Below are 26,320 nucleotides of genomic sequence, written 5' to 3' on the forward strand. Positions count from 1 at the left end.
GGGACGACTCTATTAGAAATCTGCGGAAGATCAGAACTCCACCGGGAGGTTCAGTGCCGGCGGTCTGAACTCGAACGGCGGCGGATCCACGTGGCCCTTGCGCCCCGGGATCCTCGAGAGCCTGTTGAGCCACCCTTGCATAGACTCACCCGACGACAAGCCGCCGGTCCCGAGCTCCGGCTTTCCGACGGTGAATCCGAAGCCCATGTCGTCCGGGCCGCGCGGTGGTCCCCATAGGCCGCCGCCCGACCCGCGACCGCCCCGTGGCCGGTTGTGGCGCGGGTTGAAGAAGTCGTCGACCGGCTCATCGATGGCGGTGCCGAGATCGAGCGCGCCGTTGGTGTGGGTGACTATCCCGGAGATGTGGACGCGTGCACGTGGCGCCTTGTGGCCACCCATGGGATCGAAGAAGTCGTCCACCGTGTCGCTCTCACCCTCGTTTTCATCAGGAACCCCCCACGCGGTGTGTCCTTCCGACGGTCGATTGATCACATGCGATCGCCGCAACAGGTTCCGAATATCGTGCACATCCTCTGGATCAAATCCACCGCCCGATTCATCGAAATCGTTCGGTCTAAATTGAAACACCCATTTCCCCGTCACGGGATCCCATTCGTAAACATGTCCAGCCTGATCTACCAAATAGATTGTTTTGTCCAGTCCAGTAACTATAAGATAACCATGACTGTTTTCCGTTTCTGTTGTGGCAGATTGGTGGGGTTTCCTTGGACCCGTATCACCGCTCACCGTGAATGCTACGCCTATAACAGTTACTGCGGCGCCAGCCATCACTCCTGCTGTTGCAGCCGCTTGAGTCCCTGCCCCTACTATCCTTCCAGCGACAGCCGAAGCAGCTGTGGCAGCACCGTATTTAGCCCCCTGTTGAACTGCAGTTTTAACTACGAAAACTTTTCCGGCCGCATTAGGTGCTTTTGTGCCGCCAACACTTTGGCGGGGTATATCATCTAGTCCAATTCTGTCCCCAAAGGTAGGACCATAGTTAGGATCTCTCCCATCCGGATCGATAAACCCATTCACCATCCCCCCCACATACGCATACCCGTTCCCATAGTTGTTCAAATCCCCCCAGATCCCAATGGTATCTGCGGATACAAACCGGCCGTGATCGGAAAGGTAGTACCGCGTGCGGTTATAGTACAATCCGGTTTCGGCGTCGTACTCGCGACCGGCAAAGCGGTACGGCATGTAGTCGATGGGAGAATCGCCGACGGTGTTGCCGTAGAGATCGTAATACAAATAGTCGTTCACCCCGCCTGACTCGTTGACCAGCGCCGTTACGTTGTTCCGGATGTCGGTCGTCGGTGCCCACTGGCCTGCCGGGGTCCAACTCGTCGTGTACGTGTACTTGTCCCAGCGCAAGTACCGGTCCGTCGCACCCGGTTCGTGGTGGGTCACGAACAGCCAGTGGTCACCCGAGGGGAGTTGATTGTGCTCCTCCATGACGTTGTCACCGTACAGGTGGTACGACTTGCGGTTGGTGAAGGCGCCGGCCGAGTAGGTGACCTTGGACACACGCCGCCCAAAGGCGTCGTACACGAACCGCGCGATCACGTTGCTCTCCTCGGTACCACCCTTCTTCACGACGATGAGGCGGCCCATGCGGTCCCAGGTGGCGTACACGTCGTTCGCCGTCCCAGGCCTGTCCAAACTCACGAGGTTGCCGAAGTCGTCGTAGGTGAGCGACTGTTTCAAGACGTCAAGGTTGTACACACTCTCGATCTGGTTCATGCCGTTGGCCGTGATCCGGTGCTCTCGCGTCTGGGCGGCGGAGATCGGATCCGGGGTGACGTTCGGGTCCCAGATCTGGCGGAGGTTGTCCACCTCATCGAGCGCGAACGCCTGGTCGCCCGTGCGGTCGTAATCGTACCGGGACACCCGGCCAAGGTGATCCAACGTATAAAAAACGTCATCGGTCGTGTTATCGACAAAGTCTTCAAAGAGGAGTCGATCGTTGGCGTTGTACGTGTACTCGTATTCCGAATCTGATGATCCGTTGACGAGGTACTCCTGGCCCGCGAGAAGGCCGAATCCGTTCCACCACGGCACGCCGGTGGACTCCTCGCGGTTGTTGTCCAGCGTGACCCCCGGGGCGACGATCACGTGCTTGTTCACGAGCTTGTCGCCGATCCACGAGAACTGCGCGATCGGGTAGGAGGTGCTGAGCTCCCATGCCATGGTCAGCCGGCCCTCGTCGTTGCGCGCCCATCCCAGGCTCTGCCACCCGGTAGAGATCGGGAGCGTCATGGTGGCCAGATGGCTACCGTAGTACAACGCGGTCGTAGTCCAGTACGTCGACCCGCCGAGGCTGGCGACATACCACACCATCTGCTTGTCACTTAGCCTGTTACCGAGCGTATCCCATGAAAACACAGACTTCACAGAGGTCGCGACGGCCGTATTGTCGAGGTTGTAGTCCGTTACCAAGTTAGGCAGGCCGTTGTTGCGGTAGGTGAACGTCTGCATCAGCGCGCCGTTTACCGTGACCGTCTTGGTGCGGTTGAAGAGATCGTTCGTCTGCAACACGGTCCGCACGGTCGTCCCGCCGCCATTCTGATACACGATCTGCTGAATCGCGCCGTCTAGGTTGCGCGAGAAAATCTTGCGGAAGCCGTCAGGCCGCTCCTCTTGGGCAACTTCGCCGAACGAATTCACGGTCCATGTCGTAACGTCGCCATGGTCGTCGGCCCGACTGAGCAGGTTGCCAGCGTAGTCGTACGTGGCAGCGTTCTGGATGATCGGCCCGAGAACGGCCAGCTCCCCGCCTTCGTCATAGTACTGCTTCTCTGTGCCGCCGTTCAGGAAGTACCATGGTTCAGCGGGCGGAGTGATCGCGCAGCCGTTTGTTTCGTCGAACCGCTCGTACATCGCGATGGCATTGCCTCTGCCGTCGCGGGCGTACACGGTCTGCTGACACTGAGCATCCACTGTGGAAACGAGGTAACCGTAGCCATCGTAATCGAAATAGGTGATATGCGCGTCTTCCTCGTTATCCACGTTCACGTTTGCGCTCCACACCTTGTGGCCGACCAAATCGTAACCGTATTCGTACAACTCGGACATGCCCTCACCCGGAACCGGCGGTGTTTCAACGTCATAGCGCTCCTCGCGTTCCACACGATCGAGCGCGTCGTAGTAATAGTATACGGAGGTGTCCGAAAACCCGTCGCTCACGGCGTAGACGCGCCCGAACGGGTCATAGTCGGTGTGTACCGTGGATAGAAACTTGTTCACCGGGCCTCTAGCCGCGGTCCGCGTCACTGCGTCGATCGTTTTGTTCTCCTGATCCAGGAACAGGTAGGTTTTGACGTAGGCCGAATTGCTTAAGGGCGCTGAATTAACCGTGTACTGCAATGTCTTTGTCGCGACGTGTGCTTGGCGCGCGTCGTAGACCATGCTTTTACTGCCGTAGTAGCTGTTCGTAGCGAACGACCCGACAGTCGTATTCGGGATGCCCACGGTTTCGTCGACGACCTTGTCGTAGTCGTTATACGAGTACATCGTGGCCAAGACACCGGTCTTGCCCTTGTTCAACGTAACGTCGAGGCCGTCGGTCTTGCGCCTGAGCCGTCCCTTGCCATCGTACTCGTAGTGCGAGTACTCGACGCCGCCCGTGGCGTCGGAGTCGGCGGCGTCGAAGGTGGCGCTTGGCATGTCGTCGTAATTGTACCAGGTTCCGATCGTGCGCGCCGGGTCGGTGCCGCCGCTTGTCGTCGCCGTGTGTAGGCGAAGGCGGCCGTCGTATGTGTATACAATCTGCTTTTCTTCCCCGCCGAAGCAGCTGGATGAAATATCCAAGAGAGTCCTCTGTATTCCGTCAGCGGTGCTCAGGTCTATGAAGGAAAGTGGGCAACCCTGGTACTTCGTTTCGATCTCTACAACATCATTCGCGTCGTATGTGGTCGTTGTGCAATCGTACAGGTCCGCATCGCGCTCGCTGCAATCCGCGACAACGCGCCCCTTCAGATCGTGCGCCATGACGTGCAGCAGCTCGTCGCCCGCATCGTTCTCCTGCACACCGAACTCGCCGCAGGGCGCCCCCATCGGGCACCTTTCAAAAACGACCGCAACTTGCGCTCCGTTCGCGTCGTACATGTACTCCTGGCGCTGCGCCGCAAGGGCGTCGTCACCCCGGACCACCAAGTCGGTCTGGTTGCCCATGAGGTCATATTCGTATTGGTTCTGAACGAATCCCGTTTCAGACACGTCGCTCGGGCCGCTCGGCGTCCCGGTCAGCTGATCCGTAATCTGTCCGATCTCGTTGTAGAGGAATTTTGTCCGGTAGATCGCAGTGGCGCCGTTGAGCCGTGTCACGGTCTTCCACCCAGTGGGGTCGGTCGTGCTGTAGCCGGTTTCCACCACGCGCCCGGTCGGGCTGCGGCTGTACTTTTCGCGCCCAAGGGCATCATAAGCATAGTGCGTGGCGGCCTGGAACCTCGCCGATATCGTTACGTAGCCGGTGCTGTCCGGGATCGATGGGGTTGGAGGAAGCACCTCGCAGATCACGTTGCCGCGAGGATCGGTCAAGTACGTGTCGCCAACGGCTCGGTTGCATGTCGTGATCCAACCGATGGTGTTGTAAATATCGTAGGTCGATGAGAGGTACGCTGGCCATGGGTAGCCCGCGGGCACGTTCACGAACGTGCTGAACGTCAGGTCGAACATGGTGTCCGCGCTCGGCGAGCCGTTCTCAAGGTAGTCGTAGCGGAACAGGCGCTGGACCACGGCATCCGGCCCTGTGAGCGAGACTGGCTTGTTGAAAACCGGTTCGTACGCAGTCAGGGTGGAGTGGATGATCAATCCATCGTTGCTCTCGATCTGGGTTTCGATCTCGTTGGCGAGCCAGAATCTGAGGTACCAGTATTCTGTCGATTCCGCCGAATTCTGCCTCCAGAACGCGAGCATCTCGTCATCGGCTGGCACATTGTCCAAGGGCGAAACTTCGGTGTCGAACACCTCGTCGACGAGGTGCTTGCGGAAGGTTATCCTCCCCTTTGGGTTCGAGATCGGCGTAGCGTCGTTTAAGCCGTTGAAAGAGGACGATTCAAACCTGATCTGCCCATCGAAGTTGGTTCCAAACTCGCGGGTCCACCCCGGGCAGCCGTTCGTGGGATCCAGGCCGGTCGGGAGGGTGTTGCAAGCGCCGGGCGTTTCGGCCAACGGATCGCCGAGCGGAGTCCACTGGGTTGTCGTGTACGCTTCGTGTGTTTTAATCACGTGCTGGCGCCCGTTTGCCACAGTCGCCTTCATGGTCAGCATAGTGTCATCGACACCGAATACTTTTTTCGCCCAAGTGACGGTGTAGGGATCTTCCAAAACATCTGAAACCGGGTGGCCGCTTTTTACTATGTAACTGTAGACGATTTTCGTTCCATCGTCCGAAATCGTCTTGGTTAGACGTCCCGGGTAGTATGCTTCAGTGAAAAAAGGATAAAGGCCTTGACCACCATTCAAAGCTACGATCACCCAACTGTAGTTTTCTGTATTGTACCCCTCATACTCAAACGATGTTACGAGGCGCAGGCTTGTCGGATAGGCAGGATCCGTCTCATACACCTCGGATAATACCGCGTGCGTGTGGTCCGTCGGGATGGCTGGACCTGCGTAAGTGTACTCCTTCCGCCGGATCGCGTTCCCATCGACCATCCACGCGACGCTCAGGAGGTTCAGCGGGCAGTGAGCCCAATCGGCACCAATCGGAACGTGGTGCGTTGTGTCGTACACAATCTCGGGCATCAGCGGTGTGTCGCTGCGGACCGGAGCGAAGTTTCTCTGCGGTGAGTATCCCCGTCCCTCGGTGTCGACGATGCAGACGAGTTGTTCTGCATAGGCCACCTCAGCGTAGTAGTAGTCCTGTCGATTGCCGTTCGCATCCTCGAGGTACTGGAGGCGGAACCGCACCAGTTCGTTACCGCGGGTCCAGTTCTCCTTTTCTTCATAGCATTCGTTGAATGGTTCGCTATCGCACGGTGTGTCGTCGTCCTGCGCAGCCCATACAGCGAAAAACGCCTTGTTGCCACTCGCGTCGCGCACGAGGAAGCCCGGTCTGTGCTCAACGTAGTTTCGAACCGCCTGGGAATTGTACGTGCACTTGTCGGGATCAGACGGTTCAGCTCCGCTGAGATCCGGATCCACCAGGGTTTCTGGGCCGATGTAATTTGGTGGGTAGTAGATCGCGACCTGGGCTTTGGGGCTGTTTACCGTTGTGAACACTCGCGGATTCAAATCAATCCCGTAGCCGTAATCGAAATCGTCGTCCGGATCCCAACCTGGGTTGCCCGGTCTTGTCCCTTGAACCATCTCCATGGGTATCGCCTGACCGGTTTCGTCGTATAAAATGATCTGATCATTGAACCTGTCCCACACGATGTACTGGTTGTAATTGAACCACCAGTTCGTTTCGTTCGACTGTTCCGTCCCACCTGGGGGTTCGAGGGGGATCGATTTCGCGCCACTCGAGTAGGTGCGCTTGATCTGGAAGTCGAAGCCGCGCGATTTTGTGGTCCAGTCGGTCTCTGTGAACGTGTTCTGGCCGATAGACGTCGTCCAGGGCGAGGGCGTCATGAGGTACGACACGACCTCGTTCAGGAAATAGTAGTAACCCTGCATGGGACGCCGCCAGACTTCAATGTTCACTTGGCCAGCATGCACGGGAGCGGTCACAGTCGACCGCGTGCCCAACGACACGATATGCCGGCGATCGTCGACAAGCGCCGTGACCTGATCCCAACCACCGTCTTCCTGGGCACTGTAGAGGGGACGCGTGTACATATACGAGCCACTGCTCAAGTCGTCGTCGCTCAGATCGACTGTGTACATGCTGGTCAGGTCGGTGTCGTACACGAACGGGTTCGGTGTAATACAGCCCAAATGACCACATGCCGAGCCCTTGGCAACCAGCGGATGCCACAGATCTCCCCAATCGCTGCCGTCCGCTTCCCGCACGGCGGCGTCCATGCGGGACTGCGGATTCTGGTAAGTGCCGCCCGTCTGCCCTTCCGCGATCAAACCGAGTTTCTGCGTGACGTAGAAGTTATTGGCATCAAATACGACCGTCGGGATCTTGGCCTTTTTGATCACGCCTGCAATCGCCGGACCTTCACTTCCCGTCCAAGCGAGATCGGTGAAGGTATAGTCATTGTACCAGATCACTAAATCGAAATTCGTTATCGGATTACTGGCAAGATACGACGACATTTCGAGACTCGTCTTTATCGTAACGTTCTGGGCCAATGTCGTCTGCAGGAAGTACTGCAATTTTCCCCACGCAGAAGAGGAACCGGGAGGATTGTTGCCACAGTCAGAGCTAGGACACTGGTACACCATGATAATGTCTCTCTGCTTGTCCGTTGGCAGCGCGCCGGCCTCCTGCGGTATGATCCACATCGCCGCACAAACGGCCAACAACCCGAATACCCCGAGTCTTCCTCTTTGCATGTGTTCCCCCTTTTCGGAAGCGTGCCACGCCACCTTCGACGACCACACAGGTTGTGCCCTGAAGAAATACGTACCAAACCCGTTCGAACGGTCAACCCCAAAAATTTGTCCCCGAATATTTATATTGCCGCTTTAATGGAGTTTTACGCCGGAGAAGGAACTTTGCCCGAACTGGGACATCGTTGTCGTCGCAGAGAGAAACCGCAGGGGAAAGCCTCATTACATCCTGTTCATGGTTCCGCCTCCCAAGGTCGATGGGGGAAGGTCGGCCAGATGAACGAGGCGAGCGGGATCGCTACGGCTGGTACTCGTACGCGCCGATGTCGACCTCGGCGCCGACGACGCGAGGGTTGCCGTCGAGATCGAGCGGGATGTCCTCGGTCACGTCGTCGTCGTCGTCCAGATCCGCTGTGTCGGCCGGAAGATCGTAGGTGTTGCCCACGTCGATGCAGGGCGAGCCGTCTTGCAGGTGAAAATCGCCGCCCTCCGCGTCGACGAACAGCGGGTCTTCCTCGAAGTCTCCAGCCCCGGTCCAGCCCCCTTCCACGTCGCTGTAGGTCACGTTCAACGCGAAGAGCGCTGCGCTGGGACCCGCAACCTGAGATCCGTTCCCCCACACGACGCAGTTCCTCACGTGCCCAAAGCCGCCGTCGAAGTTGATCCCGCCGCCGCCTTCGTCGCCCAAGCCGCTCGCCGTGTTGCCCCAGAAGACGCTGCTCTCCACATCCACAATGACGCCCGTTCCGAACGATCCGCAACTCATGCCGCCACCTGTGACCGCGGTGTTACCGGAAAAGGTGCAGTTCGCCACGGCAATGTCGCCGGTGGTCGCGATTCCCCCGCCCAAGAAAGTGGCCGAGTTGCCTGTGAAGACACAGTTCGCCACAGTTCTCCCGTAAGCCATCCCGCCCCCGTCTTCTGCCATGTTGTTCTCGAAGATGCAGTTTCGCACCACTCCGCCGCCGGCCATCCCACCTCCACAGACCGCCAAATTATCCGAAAAGACGCAATTCGTCACAATCGGGAAAGACGATCCGTTGCACATCCCGCCACCCCATCCAGACCACGTATCGCCGGTCGCTGTGTTGCCCGAAAAGACGCACCCCGATACTGTCGGCGAGGACACTTCGTTGTACATCCCGCCGCCATCGCCGGACGCCGTGTTGTCCGAGAACGAGCAGTCCGTCACCGTCAGGGAGGAGTTATCGTTGTACATCCCGCCGCCGTTGCCCACCGCCGTGTTGCCGGAAAAGGTGCAGTTCGCCACGACCGGCGAGGCATCGGCATTGTACATTCCTCCGCCGTCTTCGTACCAAGAACCCCCGTTCGCATTGCCGCCGGTGATCGTGAAGCCGTCGATCAGCGCGCCGTCGGCGCCCCTCACCACGTGGTAGGTGTTGTCGGAAATATCGTCCTCGCCCACGCCGCCGTCGCTGAGTTCGACGGGGTCACTGACGTTGCCGGTCAGGATCGTCTCGTTCGCGGCTATGTCGCGTTGCCCGAGCGACGTCTCTTCGCCCGTGAAGCCGCCGTACAGCTCGACGCCCTCCTTGAGCGAAAAGGTGAACAACCGAGCGCTGGACGTCGATGTGCTGCCCCATTGATCCTCTGTCGGGGCGTATGTCCCGGCGGCGACCCAGAGCGCACACGGGGCCGCCGATGCCGCTGCCGCCTCTGCGGCCGCGTTGATCCCTTCCTGCACCGTCGCGAAGGCGAGCTCCCACGTGCTGCCGTCATGGTCGTCGTAGTCGGAAAGAGCGCCATCGACGTGCAGCGGGCAGATCACATCGACGTCGGTGTCCGAATCGGTATCGGTGTCGGTGTCAGTGTCGGTGTCGACATCCGTGTCAGTGTCCGAATCCGTGTCTGCATCGGTATCGACATCGGAATCGGTATCCGTGTCACTGTCGGTCGTGCCACCGTCGCCGAGTTGGTTGCCGACGTGTTGACACCCGACGAGCGTGCCGACGGAGAGTAAAAAGACAATGACCTGTCGAACCATCTTCACCGCATCACTCCACTCGTCGCTTCATCGACGATGTTGTTGGTCTGGTATGGGACTCATGACTGAATCGTTTTCAGTCAGCTGGGCAACAAGATCAACTCGTGTTTCTGGAGCTTGCTCATCAGATTATCTCCCATGAAACGCCTCTACTAAAAAGCTCATACGTAGCCTAAATTGTTAATGACCACGAAGATCAGCACAAGAAAAATCGGCAACCATAACGAGGAAAACAGACGAGGTAGCGATTGCAGATGTATAAATGCAGGCAGGATGAAAAAAAAGGAAGGGGCCGACATAGTCCTTACCCCGGACCACGGTTGACCGTCACATATCATACCACCCGGAGAGCGGCGCCAAGGCGCGCGAGATCCTAAACGAGTACATCGAGCTACGGTACAACACGTACGGCGACATGGAGGAGGTCGATCCCGAGTTCGCCCACGCCCAGCGTGTCTCGCTCCGTCAGCACCTTGGCCAGCATCTCATGTCCGAGCTGCCACCCGCCCAGGGCGCCACGGTGCTCAAGCAGCTGTTCATCTGAGCTGCCTTCGCGGCGCGAATCTGCGCGCTCCCCGGTGACAAACCGCGCATATCCGACTACGGTCCGACCCGTCCGACGCACTACCGGAGGAGGCCTCATGCACAACATCAATTGGAGCGCGGCGCTGGAGGCGATCGCCGCGGACATCATCACCGTCGCCAGCCACCAGCCCACGGAGCGCCTACCCCAAGAGGAGCAGGTCCGCACGGCCCTCGCCAGCTGGTTCCGCGCGACCGGCGCTCACGCGGTCCACGTCGAAGCCGGGAGCCGCGACGCGAACGATCCAGGGTGTGACCTGCGCATCGTGCTCGCGGACGGCCACGAGATCTGGGTCGAGGTCAAGGGCGGGACCGCCGACGTGCCGGGCTACCTCTCGAAGGCCGCGGAAAACCTCTACGGCTGGCTCCACGACGTGGAGAAGCTCCGCGCCGCCCCGGACAGCGTCACCCGCGCGCTCGTCGTGGTGGGCCTGCGGCAGCGCGGCCACGCCGGGAAGCTGTTCTCGCCGCGACAGCTGGAGCAGGTGACCCAGGCGATCGCCCGCTCGGTCGAGGTCCCCGACGTCGGGTTCATCAAGCGGGAGATCCCGTTCGACGCCTGGCGGGACATCACGCCCGCCGAGGTCGTCGCGCACGCCTGGGTCTGGTAGCTGCGCAAGTGCTCCTGCACTGGTGGTCCGCAAGGGCGATGTTTCGATCGTGCCGGGCGCAATTCACATGAGCCGAATAGCGGCGGGTCCCTTGAGCGAGGGTGAGATCAACGAGCTGGACGTCCTCCCAGGACGACATGTGCCCTAGCTACAGCTCGCTCGTTGGGGAGGACGTACTGAAAACGTAACGCGCGATCCTCGGCGAGCAAGAGGGTCGCGAGTGACTCTCCCCAGTGCTCACGGACACGGTCAACGAGGAGTAGCTCGCGAAGATCCCGATCCCGCCTCCACCCTCGCACGCCACGCCGCCCGCGTGCTGACGTAGTCCTTGCGGCTCGTGTGCGCGAAGAACCAGGGCCAGAAGGTCACGCTGAAGGCGATCAGGCCGGGTTTCCAGGGTTCGAGGCGGAGGCCCGAGATCCACCACGCCCCGGCGGCAACGAGACCAACACCGAGGGAAACCGCCAACCAGACGAAGCGGCGGCGCCGCTGCTCGAGGTAGGCGGTGATGGTCTCCTCGGGGCTCATGTCAGTTGGGTACTACGCGGTAAAGGTCGCGTCCATTCCGGCTGCGCTACTCGCACGCCACGCCGTCGCCGTCTCTGTCGAGATGACGGTTCTCCTCGTACAGCGGAGTCCCGGCGCGGATCGGGGTGACCCCGGCGGCCCGCGCGTCGGCGCACGTCCGGTAGTAGGTGGCCGCTCCCCCGCTCGGTGGAACGGCAGCTGGCCCCCCTGCGGGGCTGCTGGAGACGGCTGGCGCGACGCCCGGCACCGCCGTGGGGGCGCCGGAGTCCGGCGGCAGCGCTTGATCCGGGCAGGCCGACAGCACGCGGCGCATGGCGTCGCGCTCGGCGGCGGTCACCCAGAGGGCGTACTTCACCTTCACCGCGACCTGCCGGGCGACGTAGGCGCAGCGGTAGGGCTTGTTGGGCGGCAGCCAGGTCGCTGCGTCGCCGTCGCCCTTGGCGCCGTTGGTCGGGCCGTCCACCGCGAGCAGGTTGAGGAAGTCGTTCGCCAAGGCCACCCGCTTCGACCGATCCCAGTACTGGGAGCCCTTCTGCCAGGAGTCCGACAGCGCAACGACGTGGTCGATCTGCACGGCGGAGGCGTTCTCCTTGGCGAACGTGACATCGCGCCCCGTGTACGGATCGTGCAGAACGCCCGCGATGACGACGCAGTCGCTGCCCGCACGGCGCTGCACGTTCGTCAGGTCGCGGGCCAGGATGTCGTTGCGTGTATCGCAGCCGTTGTGATCAGCGTCGTACCACGCCTCACCGAACTGCTCCCTGCTGTAGCCGGTCTTCGGCGCCCGGCCCTTGACGACGAGGGAGTCGATAGCGGCGAGCGCAGAGGCCGCGGGCGACGCAGAGGGGCCCTCCACGGCGGGGGCCGGGGCCGGAGTATCGGGGATGGGCGCTGGGGCTGCGGGCGAAGGCGTCGACTCGATGCCACTCGCTTCTGGCTGTTCACCAGAGCTGGCAGACGTCGAACCGCAGCCGATCAGCGTGAGAGCTGCGACAACAAGTAGACCCCGTTGAGCATTACCGATCACGGTACTGGTGTACCACGATCAAGCGCCCGCTCGTGCCCCTGTTGAAGAACTCCGACGGGTTCGCTACTCTCTCCCCGTGGTTCCTTTCCCCGTGAGCACGTTACCCGTCGGACAGATCCTGATCCTGTTGGGCATCGGCGTCGGCGCGATGTCGCTGCGGCGGTGGCCGAGGGTGTTCAACATTGCCGTGGTCACGGTGGTTGTGGGGGCGGTGGTGCTCGTTGTGGGGCTCGTGCTTCGCTGACGTCATCCGCCGGGCGATGAGACCCGCAAGGGACCTTTATCTCACCGGCCTCCCCACCCTCAGTGCCGCCGTCCTCGCCGGGTACGGACCGCCGTACTTTCTCTCCAGCCTGTCGAGCTGGGTGACAAGGGCGATCTCGGTGAGCGCGGCGAGCGTCAGCCCCGGCGTGTAGAACACTGCATTCTTCGCACGCTCCAGTAGCTCGACCCAACGGAGCCGCAGCCCGCCAGCACGAGGCCCGTGGCCCCCAGTACCAGCCACCGCTGAACCCGATTTGTGCCCATCACCAGCTCCGATTGCAGCCTAACCACTCAACGTGACCTGCCAGTCCATGAACGCGTGGAGCAGGACCGGCGCGAGGACGTTCCGCGTGCGGATCATCACGAAGCCGAAGAAGAGGCTCGGCGGCAAGACGCTCAGGGAGCTGAGGAGCGCATCGAACGGGCCGATCGTCTGCTCGATCATCCGCGCGCCGAAGTGCGCGAGCGCCATGAGGAGCGACGTCAGCAGGAAGCCCCGCCACGTTCCGAGCCATGCGATCATCCGCGTCTGCAAGAGGCCGCGGAACGATACCTCCTCGGCGACCCCTACGCAGAGACAGACCACCCCGGCCCACAGGTGGCCCAGCGACATGGACCCGAGCCGGTGCATCTTGTCGACGACGTTGCCCCGGCCCGAACCCAAGAGCACCACGACGCCGATCACGGCGATGATCGCCAGCGACTTGAACACGTTCTGTCTCGTGATGCCGATCGAGGCGAGCGACTCGCGGCCGAGGCGCATCGCCACCGCGATCGGGACCCCGGCGGTGAGCACGGTCAGGAGTAGCTGTCGGAGCGCCCGCAGCGCGGTGAACCTGTCGACGACCGACATCGGCGGCCGCCCATGCGATCCGTCCAGATCCCGGATTGCCATGTACGCCGTGACGGAGACCATCATGATGGCAACCGCGACCAGCGCGCGGAGCACGGACCGTTGTGGGTCCGCGATCTCCGGTCGGCTGCGGTCGAAACGGAGCACCCAGGTCAGGAAGAAGACCACGAGGCCGAGCACCACGCAGACGATGACGTTCTGCGCCGTGCCCAACGCGAGCTTGCCGTAGTCCATCCGATCTCCGTTTCCCGTCCGACTGCTCGGTCGACCCTGCCGGACCGATCCGATCCTACTTCTTCACCGGGTTGCTTGCGATGGTAACACGCACGCCGACACGCATGGCGCGCGCCAGCCCCGCCGGATGAAGAAGCAGGGCGCCGACCACACACGCTCCGCGTCCGCGCAGGCTAGGCGGTCGGTTGATGATGACGACAGTTCGTCGTTATCAAAAACGGTCCGTTTGACGCTGCTGTCCGGGAAGGGGCTCTACAAGGTCTTGATGCTGACGCGGCAGCCCGCCGGGGATCGGATGCGGGACTGGCTGGCCGCCGAGGTGCTGCCCCAGATCGCGAGGGACGGGCGGCCACACTGGATCGCCAAGCAGGTGGGGGCGGCGCTCGGGTACTCCGACGATGGCGGCGAGCTGGCGCGGATGATCTCCAAGGACTGGGCGGACGAGTTCACCGACAAGGACCGTCGCGTGCTGCGCGGCGCGAAGCTCAAGGAGTTCAAAGGGTTGATCGAACCAGACGAGGATTCCTCGTCGAGTCACGCGCCCTCCCTGGTGTTGCTCACGGAGTCCGGCGTGACGCTCGCAGCGGTGCTGAGCAAGAAGCCTGCGGGGAAGGTTCTGGGCCATGGTGTAGGGCGCCACACCGATCACGACCTCGTACCGCGTCGCCGATGCGGGATGAGCACCCGGCTGGAGCCGTGAGATCAAGATCCCGATCCACCACGTCGACGTGTTCCCGTCGCGACCCTTCGGCGACCACCCGGCCGCCGTGTGCCCGCTCGAAGCCTGATCCCCGGAAGCGCAGCTCCAGGTGATCGCGCCGTCACCGAGTTGACAAAGCGCTCCAGGGGACATCCGCGCGCCTCGATCCAGGGGCCGGGCGGAATCCTGGAAATCGGTCGTGGGCGCGACTGCAACGCCCCACGTAGCACCGCCTTTTCACCCCGTGCCGCCCGCTTGTCGACCTCGGGCAGGGACAGGTGCACGCCACCCTGATCAGTAGGAACGGCGCGGGAACAGCGCGATCGGGTGGATCGCGCGGCACGGACCGGGCGCCCTCTGCGTGATCCGGATTTTTGCTTCAGTTGCGGTGGCGCGCAGACCGCGTTTGCCAACACCAAATTAGCGGCGTTTTTCATCGATGAGGCCCAGCCTTCCGGCGGACAAGTGCGTGGTGCCGAATCGGAGCCGTCCTCGATGCTGCCATGCCCGAGCGGGCTTGTTCCTCGTTACTCACCGTCTCCTCGTTCGCCCGCCCGCCGCGCGCCCGGCTCAGGGCCGATTCGCGGTCCCGAGCTTCGGGTGCCCCGAACCGGGCCGGAGCCCCCCCCGCAGCCCCGGCGCCTTCTTCTTCGCTTTCGTCGTCACCTTCGCCAACCGCTTTGGCGGCTCGACGATGGGGTACCCGAGCAGATCTCGGAGCGGTGGCGGGTCGTAGACTTTCAGCCACTGCGAGCACATGAACATGTCGGGCCGAGCGCAGGCGCCGCTCCGGAGATAGTGGCGGCAGACGCGGCCGTCATAGCCACGGACGTACTTCTCGCACGTGACCTCCGGAAACTCCGATTCGGCTTTACGCCCGGGCATCCTCACCACGTTCGAACTACTCATCGTTCTCTTCTCCGCCGCGTGGTCACCGCGTTCGTCAACCCGATCTGGCCGAAGCCAACGGGCCCGAGCCGCCGCTCCTTACCACTTGGCTTCCCGGGGGCCGATCGGGTCGCGCGTTTCCGCACTGGGGCGTGGGGTGTCGCAGGATCGTCCGCGAGGGGACGGCCAATCCGACTGTGCCCACGACCGCTACACCGATCAGCAAGGAGCCCTTGGTGTCGGGGCGCGCCCATCATTGGGCGCACCAGGTGCTCCAGCTCCGCCTTCCGTGCCGCCTCAGAGGGCGGAAGCGGAACCACTACCCGGGTCAATAAAAAGCCAACCTGTCCCACGCCGCTATATGGGTGCTGCACCCTAGCTGATTCTCCTTTCGTGTAGTGCCGTGGGAGATGGAACTGTCCCCGTCGGGTCCCGCCGCGTTCCTTCCGGCTGGGCCGACCCTCTCGATAGATCGTGATCATGCGACACCTGCTTGGGGGCAGGGCGCGGTGATGTGCTGTGGCGTCGTGGGAGCCGTGCTGTCGTGCGCGGGGACTTGCCCGTCGGGATGCACCCGGATCGCGGCCGCCAGATCGTGATCCTCTTCCAGTGACCAGGGGCGCGCGGGGGCCTTGCCGCGTCGGGCTCGCCAGGCCGTCAGGATGCGGGAGAAGGCAGCGGCGTGCGCGGCGGACTGCGGCCGAAGACGGCGCCGGAGATCGTCGGGCCTGCGCGCAGGATCGCACCACAGCTCGTCGAGCACCCAGTAGGCCGTGTTGCGGAACTTCGCCGTCGTCGGATCGGTAGCAGCCAGGCGATCGACGAAGGTCCGCAGCCGCGCATCGGGCGTCCGCACCTGGTGCCCGATGATCTCTTTGCCGAGCCACGGCATGGAGCCGCGCAGCGTGTCGATCGGCCCGACGGTCTTGCGCGGATTTAGTGCCCAGCCCTGTTTGTCGACCAGGGTCATCAGCACGTCGAAGGCGTGCTCGCACGCTGCCTCGGTCCGCGCCAAGATCATGATGTCGTCCGAGTACCTAAAAAGGAACGCGTCGTCGCCCATCGCCGCCACAAACGGGCCGTCCAGAACGTGCTGCCCGGCCAAGTTGGCCAGCAACGGCGCGAGCACCGATCCTCGTAGCAGGTGGCCGGGGGACGCGATCGGTTGCCACTGGAGACAACCCAGCTGGCGGGCGTGCTCGGGCCGCACGAGCACAGGCGGCCGCAGGTGGCGCTGGAGCATGGATCGGAACGCGGGGCCGACCTCGGGGCACAGCGCGACCAGTGCCTCGTCGACCAGGTTGAGGCTGATCGAGGAGAAGTAGTCATGGACGTCGGTGCAGAGCAGGTAACGGAAGCCGCGACGCACGTGGTCCCGCACGTCCCGCAGCGCGGTCGTCGGGCTCCGGCCGAGGCGGTACGCGTGGGCGTGCGGGGACAGGACCCGCTCGATCGGGGGCGTGAGCGTCGCATGCATCTGGCGCTGGATGACGCGGTCCAGGTGGGCGCTCACGTAGACCCAGTTGTCCTTCTCGCGCAGGTGCGTCAGGATCACCGCATCCGGGTCGCCGCGCAGGGCCCGCTCGCGCGCGTGCCTATAGAGGAAGCTGCCCGTCCGCGCCAGGTACGGCGAGATAACGACACGCCACTCGCGCAGGTGGATCTCGCGGCCATCGGCCAGGCGCCGCAACACGGGGACGTCGACGGTGGGCAAGCCGAGGTGCTCGACGTTGTAGTCGTCTGGCGTGGGCCAGCGGGGATCACGGCTGTGCGCGATCACCTTGGAGGCCTCGTCGATGGCCCGCTCGTATCGCCTGTGCCGGGCAATCGCGTTGGGCTTCAACTTCTGGGTGGGGTTCATGGACGCTCCGCCCGGTGCAACTGCTCCACCGCGCCGTCCTCGGCCGTGCGACGGCGCGGCCGCCTCGCGAGAGCCTTCAGACCCAGGCGCATCGCGTCGGTGTTGGCGGGCAGTGGGATTGCCGCATCGGACGACTGCGACGTGCTCGGCCCGGGACCCGGCAGGTCGTGCTGCTCGTCCACGATGGCAGTGGAGACGGGTATATCCGTGCCCTCGGCCGTCGCTTCGTCGACGGTGATCTGCTGCCGCAGGCGGCGGGCCTCCAGCCGCAACTCCCCGCACGCCCGCACCCAGGCGTCCTGGAGCTGGAATAGCCGCTCCGTGATCTCCTCGATGGTCGGGGACACTAACGCGGGCGGTGGCGGCTGCTGCGCGATCCACGCCCGGATGCGATCCGCCCGGACGGCGCACAGCGCGGGGTCGGGGCAACGACGCCGAAGGAACGCCTCCCATTTCTCACGCACCTGGCGCGTCTTGCGACACGTGCTGCACACCACGAACGTGTTCCCCGACGCGTGCGCGACCCCCCGATCGATCCTGTCGAGGCGGCCCTCGTGCTTCTGCCGGTTCAGTGGCGCGTCGCAGAATGCGCAGTGGTGTTCGAAGTACACGTACAGCGCGTTGATGTCGGGCTTCGAAAGGCCCGGGTCGACGATCGCCCAAACCGTGCCTCTCATCTTGGTCACCGCCTGACTGATCGTATGATCGGCCGCCATCGTCATGCCCTCCCTCTCACGCGGGACGCGTTGCCGCCTGGATGCGAAGCGACCTTGAATTCACGATTGCGTGTTCGCTCTCCCACACCACAGCACGTTCTCTGCCAGCAGGCGACGAACCCTTGAATTAGCGAGTGCGTGTTCGCTTGACGCGAGCTCGCGCATCCCCTCGCCGTGGGGATGAAGTCTTGAATTCGCGTGTGCGTGTTCGCAGCACGGACCTGCCCGACATGGCGCACAGCTACACTTCCGTGCTTTCCAGAACTAGGCGTGGGTTGCCGCGATGAATGCGCACTTCGGTGCTCGAAGGCGGTGCCCACCTGGTGCCCAAACCCGGCGGCAAGGTCGGGGAAGCGAGAGGAATTCCAAGGACAAGACAGACCGGAGAAACCCGCTGTGTTCCAAACCCTACCGATAAAAACTGAGTAATGACGATGAGTTACGATGCGGGGCCATTTCGGTTTCAAGTCCCGTCCACCCCGCAAGAAAGCCCTGGGAGAAATCCCGGGGCTTTCGAGTATTTGGGGGTTTCCTGGTTCTCAGCTTCCTCTGTTTTTTCTTCTCCTGCCTTGATGCTGCCTTGACGGACACGTCGCCGACCCTCGTCGAGAAGCTCCACAGCGTCCTTCCTGACCTCTGGAGACAGGTGCGAGTACCTGAGCGTCATCTCCATCGTCGCGTGCCCCAGAAGCTCCTGGACGGCCTTTAGCGAGGCTCCCTGCATCACGAGGTGCGAGGCGAACGTGTGGCGCAGGCAGTGCCACCCGATCATCCGCAGCTTCGCCCTCTTGCAGCACCGCTTGAGACCCACGTCGGCTCGCCTGTGGATGTGCCTCTTGCCGTTCGGCTGGCTGAACACCAGCTTGCTCTTGGGGGCTCGCCCGGTCTCCTGCGAGTCGCGGCCGTCGTCCTCGGTCTTGGCCTCTGCCAAGTTCACGACGACGCGGTTCTTGTTCTGCCGCTTCCGGTGCTCCTTCAGGAACGACATCGTTTCGTCGCTCAAGGGGATCTCGCGCTCTTTGCCATTCTTCGGCGGCCCGACGTGACCGTCGTGGTAGTTGCGGCGCACCAGAATCTTCCCCGCGACCAGGTCCACGTCGTCCCAGCGCAGCTCGCTCAGCTCACCGAAGCGGAGCCCCGTGCGCAGCGCGAAGAAGATCATGTCGTGCCACTCGGGCGTCTTCTTCGCCGCTTCGAGCAGTCTGGGCGCCTCATCGAAATTGAGGAAGTCCCACTTCGACGGCTCGACCTTGAGCTTGCGGATCTTGGGGACGGTGGTGATCAACTCCAGCTCGTGCGCCCACCGCAGGCACTTCCCGAGAACTCCCGCACAGGCGTTGTTGATCGTCTTCGGGCTCTTCTTCTCGCCGAGCATCTTGGCCTTGAGCGCCTCCACCTGTCGGACGCGGATCTCGTCGAGGCGGAGATGTCCCAGCTCGGGCAGCAGGTAGCGTCGGAAGATGCCCTCCTTCGACTTCACCTCGGCTGGGCGGTTGTAGACCTCTGCGTAGTTGTCGATGAACTCGGTGCTGAACTCCATGAGTGTCGGTATCTCTCTCTTCTCCTCCTTTCGGTAGGTCCCGGCGGCGAGCGCGGCGAGCACGTCTCTCTCGTACTGCAGCGCCCCCGCCTTGGTTTGGATCGGACTCCTCTCGCGAACTCGCACCGGCATCCCGTCGGCGGGTTTGTACGTGACGTCGATCATCAAGTACTCGTACACCTCGTCTACTCCCGGGTACCGGCGCTTCACCCTTCTCACAGCCATGGCGACCTCCACGGCGCGTGAGACGAGGGCTCGCCCCACACAGAAGATATCACAGCAGGGTAGGGCGCGCTCATGCAGCACCCCGCTTTCGGCTACGACCACTCGATTCCGCCTGATCCGACTCGAGCCACTCGACGACGGTTTTCGTCCTGAAGCGAATGCTCTTCCCGATCCGCTTGCCGCCAGGGATCTTGCCTTGGGCGAACATCGAGTAAACGTGGTTCGAGTGCACACGGAGGTATCGTGCGATCTCGGCGACCGTGGCGATGGGCGGCGGCTCACAGGGGCCATCGTTCTCCTCGATCGGTTTTAAAGTATCGGCGTCGTGCTCCCAAAGCGGTACGTCCGCCGTCGAGGTACTTTTCGCGTTGGTGGTCTCTTCGCGGTCACTCATGACAACATCTCCATGCCGCCACCGGATCCCGGCGCGGCGAAAAGATGTCGCTGTGGGTGCGATCGCTCGCCTGTCAGTCTGCGTCAGCCGTTGTCACGGCATGTTAGGTCTGCGTCAACGACACCGAAGTTCTGGAGAAGCCGGAAGGATGAACCATCCCACCGGCTCTCCATGTTACGCTTTTTAGTTCTTGCTCCGTCCCTTCTTGGCCTGAGCTCGGGGAACGTTTTCCTCAGGCTCGGGCAAGGAATGAGCCGCATACGCTTCACGGGCGTGCCAGAGGATTTCGTCGCAGATGTACTTCATGGAGTTCCAGTCCGCCTCTTGGAGAATAGTGAAAAGATCGATGCAGGTATCGTCGTCCACGTCGCCCCTTGTGTCCGAAATGCGATCGCAGTTGTCTGCCACGAAGGTCGCGAAGTCATCGTAGGCGGAGGACTCCGTGAGGACCGCCTCCCCGCCGGGATACTCCCTTGCGATGTGGACCCGCCTACTGAGCTGGACACACGGGGCCTGAATCCTCTTCGGCAACATTTCGTTGTTCGTTTTCTCCGTCTCACGTTTCGAATTTTTTTCTTCCATCATTTTTCGTTTCCTTGAAAAATCCCGTACCGTTTGGTGCGGGATAACGTTGCTTCTCGTTCTCTCCACACCGCCTACGCAGCGGACTTCTTCACCGCTCTCGAAACCGTGTTCGCCGCTTCCGGCATCTCGTTCCACGTCTGCCCGAGGAGGAGGTGTCCGGCCCGTTTATTGTGCCGACCTCCCCACTGCTTGAAGAAGAACCTGGTGCCCGCCGTCTGGCACTGTTCGAGGATATCGACGGCCCACGCTTCGGGCACGGGTTCGGAACCTGCGCCGGACTCGCCCCCGACGATCGCCCAGTCGATCTGGTCGAGGTCGAGGTTGGGGAGCGGACTCAGGAGGGGCTCGATCGACAGGAACCGAACCGCTGCAGGCACTGACCGGAGGTGATCGATGCGGTAGGCGTAGTCCTCGTGCTCGACGGTGACCCCCATCCAGACGTTGGAGGGCCAGGGCAGCTGCGGAGCCAGCTCGACGAGTCGCTCGCTGCGCTTGGTCAGCAGCTGGAACTGATGTTGGGGGCAGTCGACCGCCACCCCGAAGATCCTCTGGATGAACTCCAGCGGGACCTCCTCGTTGAAGGTGTCCGACATGGAGTTCACGAACACCATCGTCGGCTTCTTCAGCTCGTACGGTCGCCCCAGGCAACCCTCGTGGCACACGACGCGGTCGAACCCCGCCGCGTACTTCTGCTGCCCCATGCCCTTCAGCCGCCGGGTCATCATCTCTGCGTAGCAGCGTCGACAGCCGGCGCTGTACTTGCGGCACCCCGTCACGGGATTCCACGTCTCCCTCGACCAAGAAATTTTTGTGCTCATCTTTCACTACCTCTGGTTAATCCCGCGCCGTTTGGTTTGGGATAAGTTGCAGATCATCGTCGCCGTCCTCCTTGTCGACGGCAGTCGGCACACCGGCACAAGCCGCTTCCTGCAAAGGCGCCGCGTCATCATCATCCGGAACATGGGGAGCGCCTGTCCCGACGTCGAAGACGCTGGGAGCCGCTTCGTTCAAGGGTTGTGCCGCTGTTACGGTTCCGTCGACTGTTGCGCCCGACCTGCCGACGTAGCGCTTGAACGCGTCCTCGAACTGCGACAGCTCGTACCCCTTCGCCGTCCAGTCCCCGAATCGGATCGACTTGGGCCGGATGCGGTAGGTCTTTAGCCGTGAGGCGAGACCGTAGGTCGATAGCGAACGTCCGTGTTGGATCTCGCTCCACGGTTGGCCCTCGAGCGCCACGAGCCTCCCAACAAGCTCCGCCGACCTGATCCGGTCCTCGTCGTAACCGCGCAGGATTTCGCAGATGTCGGCCAGGAGAAGGTCGTTCAGCGAGCCGTCATCCTCCTCGGGATCGATGAGCCGGATGGCCGCGAGCCGGGCCTTCAGCGGCCAGGCCCCGCCCACGCAGTCGGCGATCGCCAGGAGCGGGCTCCAGTTGTCTGCGGCGCGGGGGTTGAGCACCGCTGGGACTACAGGCTCGGCATCGCGTAATGGCGCTCGATTCTGGTCGGACCAGTCGACGGCCTTGCAGCTGATCTCCTCAAGGTGGGCGACATGGTCGGCACGGAATCGAGTGACGCTCTCGTTGGCGAGCTTCCGGCGTAACTCGATGGTGATCGACCGATCCCGCAGGGTGTCGTAACGGAGGTCGCCGATCAGTGCGATCGCCTTCGCCGCCCAGGTCGAGTACTTCGTCGGCTCGTTCGCCTTGCCGCTGCAGCGAACGATCACCGCGCCCTTGCGATTGTGCCCCGAATTCAGGATCCCGCGCATGTCCTCTCCGCTGAGGAACGTGTCCGCCTCGTCGATGAGAAGCGTTGGCTGCTCGGCATCGACGATCCGGAAGAGCGCAGCGGCGGTGATGTTCGACGTCGTCAGTGGATGGGGGACGAGCTCGCCCAGGACGGACAACGCCGTCGTCTTTCCGCAGCGCTTGGCCGCCGATCGGATCACGAGGATCGGGGAGATGCTGAAGGCGTTCAACGTGTGCGCGTGCAGCACCCAGAGCGCCGCGGCGTCCGCCCCTTCGTCGGAGATGACGACGTAGCTCCTGATGGCGGTGGCGATGTCGTCGAGGAGCTGAGCCCCGTCGACGGGTTCCCTGGGCACTTCGTCGTCATTCGGATCGGTTGAGGCGCGGAATCGTTCTGTGAACGCCGTCGAGGCGTAATCGAAAACAGCGTTGTCTAGGATTTGGGCGGGCGTGCCGAAACCCTGGCGCCGAAGGACGTGTACCGCCCGATCTCTCGCGATCGTTCGTGTCACCCCGTGCGTCTTCAGCAGTTCCGAGGCGAACCGATCGAGCGCAGCCTGGACGGCGTCGGTCGGAGAGTACGTCGTGATCGCCGAAAGCGGCGCGAAAATATCGCTGCCGGCATCGAGGTTGTCTGCATCGTCCCGAGTGGGACGCTCCGGGCATCCTTTCGTCGCCTCATCGCCGTTCTGCTCCCGGTCGGGTTCCTTGAGGCGACCTCCATGCGCGTCTCCGACCTCAACAGGTGCGGCCGACGTGCATTCGGGGTCCGCGACCAGCAGTAGCTGGGTAGGCACCGCGTCCAAACCGACACTTTTCGAATACGGATCCTGCTCGTCCATCGCACAGCTCCTTGCCGCGCATCGGCGCGACTCGACGACGTTGTTGTGTGCGATGGCTTCTCGAAAAATCTGACGGGCCGTTATTACGGCATGAAACAAAAAGCGCGCTGCCTCGCAGGCTGCACTCACCCTAAGCACTATTCATGCCATTTTCCCTGCGACAGGGCGCACCCCGTGCCCACGTACCAATACGAATATGTACTCCAAAAAATAATTGAGTCATTTTCACCCACTTGCGAACCCATCCGGATATATTGGACGCAAGCATCATCCTAACTATCCGCTATGAAAGGACTTATTGGTACTGTGCGGGTGGCAGATGGCCTATTTGGGTTCGGTTTTCGGCCATACGCGGTCGTTCCAAAGAACCGAATCCGACCATCCCATCCGAAAGCAACCGCACCGACAACGGCTGCGGGGTGACGCAGAAAATGCGTAGCAAATCGCCGACGAGACCAAACCGCGGCAGCCTGTTCCATTGATAACAGAACTGTACGTTGCTCCCAAGGCATCCGGTCATCTAACTCGGTCTCATCCATCGTCACGCCTACTCCTTGTCTCCATTGCACGCAATTGACAACCAAAGACGCCTTTCCATTGGGCACAACGGTTGCATGCACGTTCACCCGCATAGAGAGACGCTTATTGATCTATTTTTACGGAGGTCGCGGTAATGAGCACGAATCGAGAATTACGAGACGCCACTGGCGAGTTCATCGTCAGCAAGGGTCCCTACGATGTCTTCGCAACCTTCACCATAGGTGAGGAGTCTGTTGGCGACCAGGAGGCCTACGCTCGATTCTCCCGCACCTGCAAGGAGCTGGCCCGCAACAGGAGCGGGCACGTCTTGGTAGCCTGGTGCTGGGGGTATCAGCACTCTGGCCGCCCACACTTCCACGCGCTTTTCCGCGCTCTCGAGGATGACAAAGCCGTTCAGCCGGAAGAACTCCAAGACGCATCGGGTTGGGGGCTCACGGAGATCGAACCGTGCAACGGGAACGGCGCCGCCTACTACCTCGCCAAGAAAGGCCATCATTGGAACATCAACACCGCGTGCAACCGGTCGAGACGTTGCAGGAGGAGCGAAGGTTGTATCCATGATATCGGTCCCTGGCCAGATACCGGAGCATTGGAACTCTCGTAGCACATTGCAATCGCATCCAATAATCTGTATTATATAGAAGAAGCACCGTTACACCGCTTCAGGGGGCAAGGCTCCGGTAGCAAGAAATGGGATCAGTCGACACTGAAGGCTCAATGCCTTAATATTATTGTTCTATCTTATCCATGGGGTTATTGATCTGTTCTTCGGGGGTGTTGTGAGTGTCTTCTATTGCTCATGTGTTTTTAATGTCTCTTCAATGTGCCAGCTGTCTACGACTGATACCAACTACTACTCCAAGGGCAGCTCTCCGACATGTATTTCAACAATAGGTTGCTCTTCCGAGAAGCTGATTTCCGTACTCTGAATGCAATAGTTCTCCAATGGCTCCAGGTGGCTCTCTGTTGGCATTGGAAGCATGATTTGGGTCTTTGTCGCGGCCGGGCGAAAGACGAATCGGTGACCTCCTGGGCGCCTTTGAAGAGATGTGGCGGGAAATGTCACGGTTCTGGCCATTAACGTCGGAGGATGGCGGTCCATGAATGTTTTTAGAGCATTTCCACTGTCACTTTGTCGACCCAGAAGCATGCACGGTGGGAGTCGTTGTATTTTACTGGGAATTCCATGGCTCCCACTGACAGATTCGTGAAATCCAGGTCGAAATCGTAGTAGGTGCCCGTGGAAGAGAACGACGACCTATTGACGAACCGCTCGCCAAGTATTGTGCCACCGAAATTTTTTGTGACTCCCAGCCAGAGCACGTTGAGGCTGCTCGTGTCGCCGTCATCGGTCTTGATGCGCCAAGTGATCTTGAAAGTGCCTGCCGGAATGTCAGAAGTGTACGGGCCGAAAAGGATGTTGTCTTCCGAATCGGCGCACATTGAATCGCAGGTTAGCCAAGAGTCCGTGGTTGCCGTTCCACAGTCATGTGAGAAATCGGACTCGCCTTCATACACCCAAACCGTCTGAACACAGAGAAAGTCGATACACTCCTCGTAGGTATCGCACGGGCCGCAAGAACCTTCGCAACCGTCGTCGCCACATTCCTTGTCCACACAAGAAGGGATGCATTCACCTGTGTCGGTATCCGTGTCCGTGTCCGTGTCGGTGTCAGTATCCGTGTCCGTATCCGTATCGGTGTCGGTATCGGTATCGGTATCCGTGTTGATGTCGGTGTCGGTGTCGGTATCCATGTCGGTATCGGTATCGGTATCGGTATCCGTGTCGGTGTCTCCACCGCAGTCGCATTCACCCCAAGAGCTTCCGTCTTCATTGCACACTTGGGTGCCGTCGGGTTCTCCACCACTGCACGGACAAGTTTGCACGGCGCCAGGGTCGCACGTCGGGTCAGAGCTGCCCCCTCCGCTTCCGCACGAGGCCAACATGAAAGTGGCAAGAACCACGACAACCGTGTTCGATACGAATCCAAGCGAACCGCGCATGCTTACCTCCCCACTGATCTCTAGAGTACAGGCGTTGCCTTTGTTCTCTCCCGAAGCTGTCCTAGTCGACAATCCCACATCCCGCAAAGAAGAAGTAGCCGTTGAACGCCGTGAGCGGCTGCCCGCCGGAGTCCTCGACACCGTCGAGACTAGTGCAGTGGAGAGAGACGTAATATTCGAATGGCAGTTCTTCAGTGGGCGTCTCTTCTCCGGAGGCCGCGTGGCCGAAAAGCTCGACGTAGCAGTTCGCGTTGTCGGCCGGGTCCGGCTGATTGAACGAGAACTGGTTGCCGCCGTTCTTGATGATCGCGTGCCCGAAGAATGTCTGCAGCGACTCGTCGTCCTTCGGGATCTTGGCGGCGGCATCTGAGTAGACGCCCTCCGTCGGCGGACCCACAATGTCGGTGAACTTGATGTATATCTCTGTCGCGCTGTCGACATCGACCCTCGCTGCGTCGCCGATCTCAAACTCGAATCTTTCTTCCAGGTTATTAACTTGGCAATATCCATAGTAGTCAGGGTTGATAGCTCCGAGGAAGTCGAAAACTTCAGAAGAAGTACTCATTTGGAACTCACCTTCGACGTAGCCACCAGAAGGATAGTCGCATGCATCTATGTAGACGATCTTCGAAAAGCGCGGCGTTTCGATCGCGGCCAGCGCGATCGTTTTCATGGAAAAGCGGATCGGTGCGAAGCCGCGTAGAGGCGCGGCGCGGGGG

General features: G+C 61.5%; 20 protein-coding genes. 4 read left to right on the plus strand and 16 right to left on the minus strand.

Annotated features, from left to right (window positions below):
* Positions 1–30 precede the first annotated feature (30 nt).
* A complete protein-coding gene (locus tag M0R80_17125) occupies positions 31–7,455 on the minus strand; it encodes an RHS repeat-associated core domain-containing protein (GenBank protein ID MCK9461354.1) in 7,425 nt (2,474 codons plus the stop codon).
* A gap of 295 nt (positions 7,456–7,750) precedes the next feature.
* Positions 7,751–9,457 carry a hypothetical protein gene (locus M0R80_17130; GenBank protein MCK9461355.1) on the minus strand — a complete coding sequence of 569 codons (1,707 nt, stop codon included), beginning with the start codon at positions 9,455–9,457 and terminating at the stop codon, positions 7,751–7,753.
* Between the two features lie 641 nt (positions 9,458–10,098).
* Between M0R80_17130 and M0R80_17135 the strand changes: the two genes are divergently transcribed.
* A complete protein-coding gene (locus M0R80_17135) occupies positions 10,099–10,650 on the plus strand; it encodes a hypothetical protein (GenBank protein ID MCK9461356.1) in 552 nt (183 codons plus the stop codon).
* Positions 10,651–10,899: 249 nt separating this feature from the next.
* On the opposite strand, the gene M0R80_17140 is transcribed toward M0R80_17135, so the two are convergent.
* Positions 10,900–11,178 carry a hypothetical protein gene (locus tag M0R80_17140; protein ID MCK9461357.1) on the minus strand — a complete coding sequence of 93 codons (279 nt, stop codon included), beginning with the start codon at positions 11,176–11,178 and terminating at the stop codon, positions 10,900–10,902.
* Positions 11,179–11,224: 46 nt separating this feature from the next.
* Complete coding sequence (locus M0R80_17145; GenBank protein ID MCK9461358.1) at positions 11,225–12,034, minus strand: DUF1524 domain-containing protein; 810 nt, start codon at positions 12,032–12,034, stop codon at positions 11,225–11,227.
* A gap of 262 nt (positions 12,035–12,296) precedes the next feature.
* On the opposite strand from M0R80_17145, the gene M0R80_17150 reads away from it, so the two are divergent.
* Positions 12,297–12,449, plus strand: coding sequence for a hypothetical protein (locus tag M0R80_17150; GenBank protein MCK9461359.1), 153 nt, complete (start codon positions 12,297–12,299; stop codon positions 12,447–12,449).
* Between the two features lie 36 nt (positions 12,450–12,485).
* Here M0R80_17150 and M0R80_17155 read toward each other — a convergent pair whose 3' ends face one another.
* A complete protein-coding gene (locus tag M0R80_17155) occupies positions 12,486–12,626 on the minus strand; it encodes a hypothetical protein (GenBank protein MCK9461360.1) in 141 nt (46 codons plus the stop codon).
* 126 nt (positions 12,627–12,752) lie between these two features.
* Entirely contained in the window at positions 12,753–13,556 is an 804-nt protein-coding gene (locus tag M0R80_17160) for a CPBP family intramembrane metalloprotease (protein ID MCK9461361.1), read from the minus strand.
* 127 nt (positions 13,557–13,683) lie between these two features.
* Here M0R80_17160 and M0R80_17165 point away from each other — a divergent pair, with 127 nt between their 5' ends.
* Entirely contained in the window at positions 13,684–14,256 is a 573-nt protein-coding gene (locus M0R80_17165; GenBank protein MCK9461362.1) for a hypothetical protein, read from the plus strand.
* Between the two features lie 570 nt (positions 14,257–14,826).
* On the opposite strand, the gene M0R80_17170 is transcribed toward M0R80_17165, so the two are convergent.
* The 8 genes from M0R80_17170 to M0R80_17205 form a co-directional block, all read right to left on the minus strand.
* A complete protein-coding gene (locus tag M0R80_17170) occupies positions 14,827–15,141 on the minus strand; it encodes a hypothetical protein (GenBank protein ID MCK9461363.1) in 315 nt (104 codons plus the stop codon).
* 481 nt (positions 15,142–15,622) lie between these two features.
* Positions 15,623–17,005: a reverse transcriptase domain-containing protein gene (locus M0R80_17175; protein MCK9461364.1), complete on the minus strand. Its 1,383-nt coding sequence runs from the start codon at positions 17,003–17,005 to the stop codon at positions 15,623–15,625.
* Positions 17,002–17,691 (minus strand): hypothetical protein, encoded by a 690-nt coding sequence (locus M0R80_17180; GenBank protein ID MCK9461365.1) that lies wholly within the window; start codon positions 17,689–17,691, stop codon positions 17,002–17,004. Before M0R80_17180 ends, M0R80_17175 begins: the two co-directional genes overlap by 4 nt.
* 493 nt (positions 17,692–18,184) lie before the next feature.
* On the minus strand, positions 18,185–19,486 hold the full coding sequence (locus tag M0R80_17185) for a site-specific integrase (GenBank protein ID MCK9461366.1): 1,302 nt from the start codon (positions 19,484–19,486) through the stop codon (positions 18,185–18,187).
* A gap of 70 nt (positions 19,487–19,556) precedes the next feature.
* Positions 19,557–19,880 carry a helix-turn-helix domain-containing protein gene (locus M0R80_17190; GenBank protein ID MCK9461367.1) on the minus strand — a complete coding sequence of 108 codons (324 nt, stop codon included), beginning with the start codon at positions 19,878–19,880 and terminating at the stop codon, positions 19,557–19,559.
* 183 nt (positions 19,881–20,063) lie between these two features.
* Positions 20,064–20,465, minus strand: coding sequence for a hypothetical protein (locus M0R80_17195; GenBank protein ID MCK9461368.1), 402 nt, complete (start codon positions 20,463–20,465; stop codon positions 20,064–20,066).
* A 71-nt stretch (positions 20,466–20,536) separates the two neighbouring features.
* Complete coding sequence (locus M0R80_17200; GenBank protein ID MCK9461369.1) at positions 20,537–21,283, minus strand: phage Gp37/Gp68 family protein; 747 nt, start codon at positions 21,281–21,283, stop codon at positions 20,537–20,539.
* Positions 21,284–21,299: 16 nt separating this feature from the next.
* Positions 21,300–23,057 (minus strand): DUF3631 domain-containing protein, encoded by a 1,758-nt coding sequence (locus M0R80_17205; protein MCK9461370.1) that lies wholly within the window; start codon positions 23,055–23,057, stop codon positions 21,300–21,302.
* Positions 23,058–23,730: 673 nt separating this feature from the next.
* Here M0R80_17205 and M0R80_17210 point away from each other — a divergent pair.
* Positions 23,731–24,201 (plus strand): hypothetical protein, encoded by a 471-nt coding sequence (locus M0R80_17210; GenBank protein ID MCK9461371.1) that lies wholly within the window; start codon positions 23,731–23,733, stop codon positions 24,199–24,201.
* Between the two features lie 506 nt (positions 24,202–24,707).
* Here the strand turns inward: M0R80_17210 and M0R80_17215 are convergent.
* Together M0R80_17215 and M0R80_17220 are read right to left on the minus strand one after the other, a co-directional pair.
* On the minus strand, positions 24,708–25,601 hold the full coding sequence (locus tag M0R80_17215) for a hypothetical protein (GenBank protein ID MCK9461372.1): 894 nt from the start codon (positions 25,599–25,601) through the stop codon (positions 24,708–24,710).
* Between the two features lie 61 nt (positions 25,602–25,662).
* The coding region (locus tag M0R80_17220) for a hypothetical protein (GenBank protein MCK9461373.1) at positions 25,663–26,320 on the minus strand (658 nt) is incomplete at its 5' end.

The organism is Pseudomonadota bacterium, assembly GCA_023229365.1.
GTDB lineage: Bacteria > Myxococcota_A > Polyangia > JAAYKL01 > JAAYKL01 > JALNZK01.

Excerpts from the sequence above, each read along its gene's own strand:
- M0R80_17210 (MCK9461371.1), top strand. The coding sequence starts at position 23,731 with ATGAGCACGAATCGAGAATTACGAGACGCCACTGGCGAGTTCATCGTC.
- M0R80_17205 (MCK9461370.1), bottom strand. The coding sequence starts at position 23,057 with ATGGACGAGCAGGATCCGTATTCGAAAAGTGTCGGTTTGGACGCGGTG.
- M0R80_17130 (MCK9461355.1), bottom strand. The coding sequence starts at position 9,457 with ATGGTTCGACAGGTCATTGTCTTTTTACTCTCCGTCGGCACGCTCGTC.
- M0R80_17185 (MCK9461366.1), bottom strand. The coding sequence starts at position 19,486 with ATGGCTGTGAGAAGGGTGAAGCGCCGGTACCCGGGAGTAGACGAGGTG.
- M0R80_17200 (MCK9461369.1), bottom strand. The coding sequence starts at position 21,283 with ATGAGCACAAAAATTTCTTGGTCGAGGGAGACGTGGAATCCCGTGACG.
- M0R80_17140 (MCK9461357.1), bottom strand. The coding sequence starts at position 11,178 with ATGAGCCCCGAGGAGACCATCACCGCCTACCTCGAGCAGCGGCGCCGC.
- M0R80_17165 (MCK9461362.1), top strand. The coding sequence starts at position 13,684 with ATGAAGAAGCAGGGCGCCGACCACACACGCTCCGCGTCCGCGCAGGCT.
- M0R80_17175 (MCK9461364.1), bottom strand. The coding sequence starts at position 17,005 with ATGAACCCCACCCAGAAGTTGAAGCCCAACGCGATTGCCCGGCACAGG.
- M0R80_17215 (MCK9461372.1), bottom strand. The coding sequence starts at position 25,601 with ATGCGCGGTTCGCTTGGATTCGTATCGAACACGGTTGTCGTGGTTCTT.
- M0R80_17135 (MCK9461356.1), top strand. The coding sequence starts at position 10,099 with ATGCACAACATCAATTGGAGCGCGGCGCTGGAGGCGATCGCCGCGGAC.
- M0R80_17190 (MCK9461367.1), bottom strand. The coding sequence starts at position 19,880 with ATGAGTGACCGCGAAGAGACCACCAACGCGAAAAGTACCTCGACGGCG.
- M0R80_17160 (MCK9461361.1), bottom strand. The coding sequence starts at position 13,556 with ATGGACTACGGCAAGCTCGCGTTGGGCACGGCGCAGAACGTCATCGTC.
- M0R80_17125 (MCK9461354.1), bottom strand. The coding sequence starts at position 7,455 with ATGCAAAGAGGAAGACTCGGGGTATTCGGGTTGTTGGCCGTTTGTGCG.
- M0R80_17195 (MCK9461368.1), bottom strand. The coding sequence starts at position 20,465 with ATGATGGAAGAAAAAAATTCGAAACGTGAGACGGAGAAAACGAACAAC.
- M0R80_17170 (MCK9461363.1), bottom strand. The coding sequence starts at position 15,141 with ATGCCCGGGCGTAAAGCCGAATCGGAGTTTCCGGAGGTCACGTGCGAG.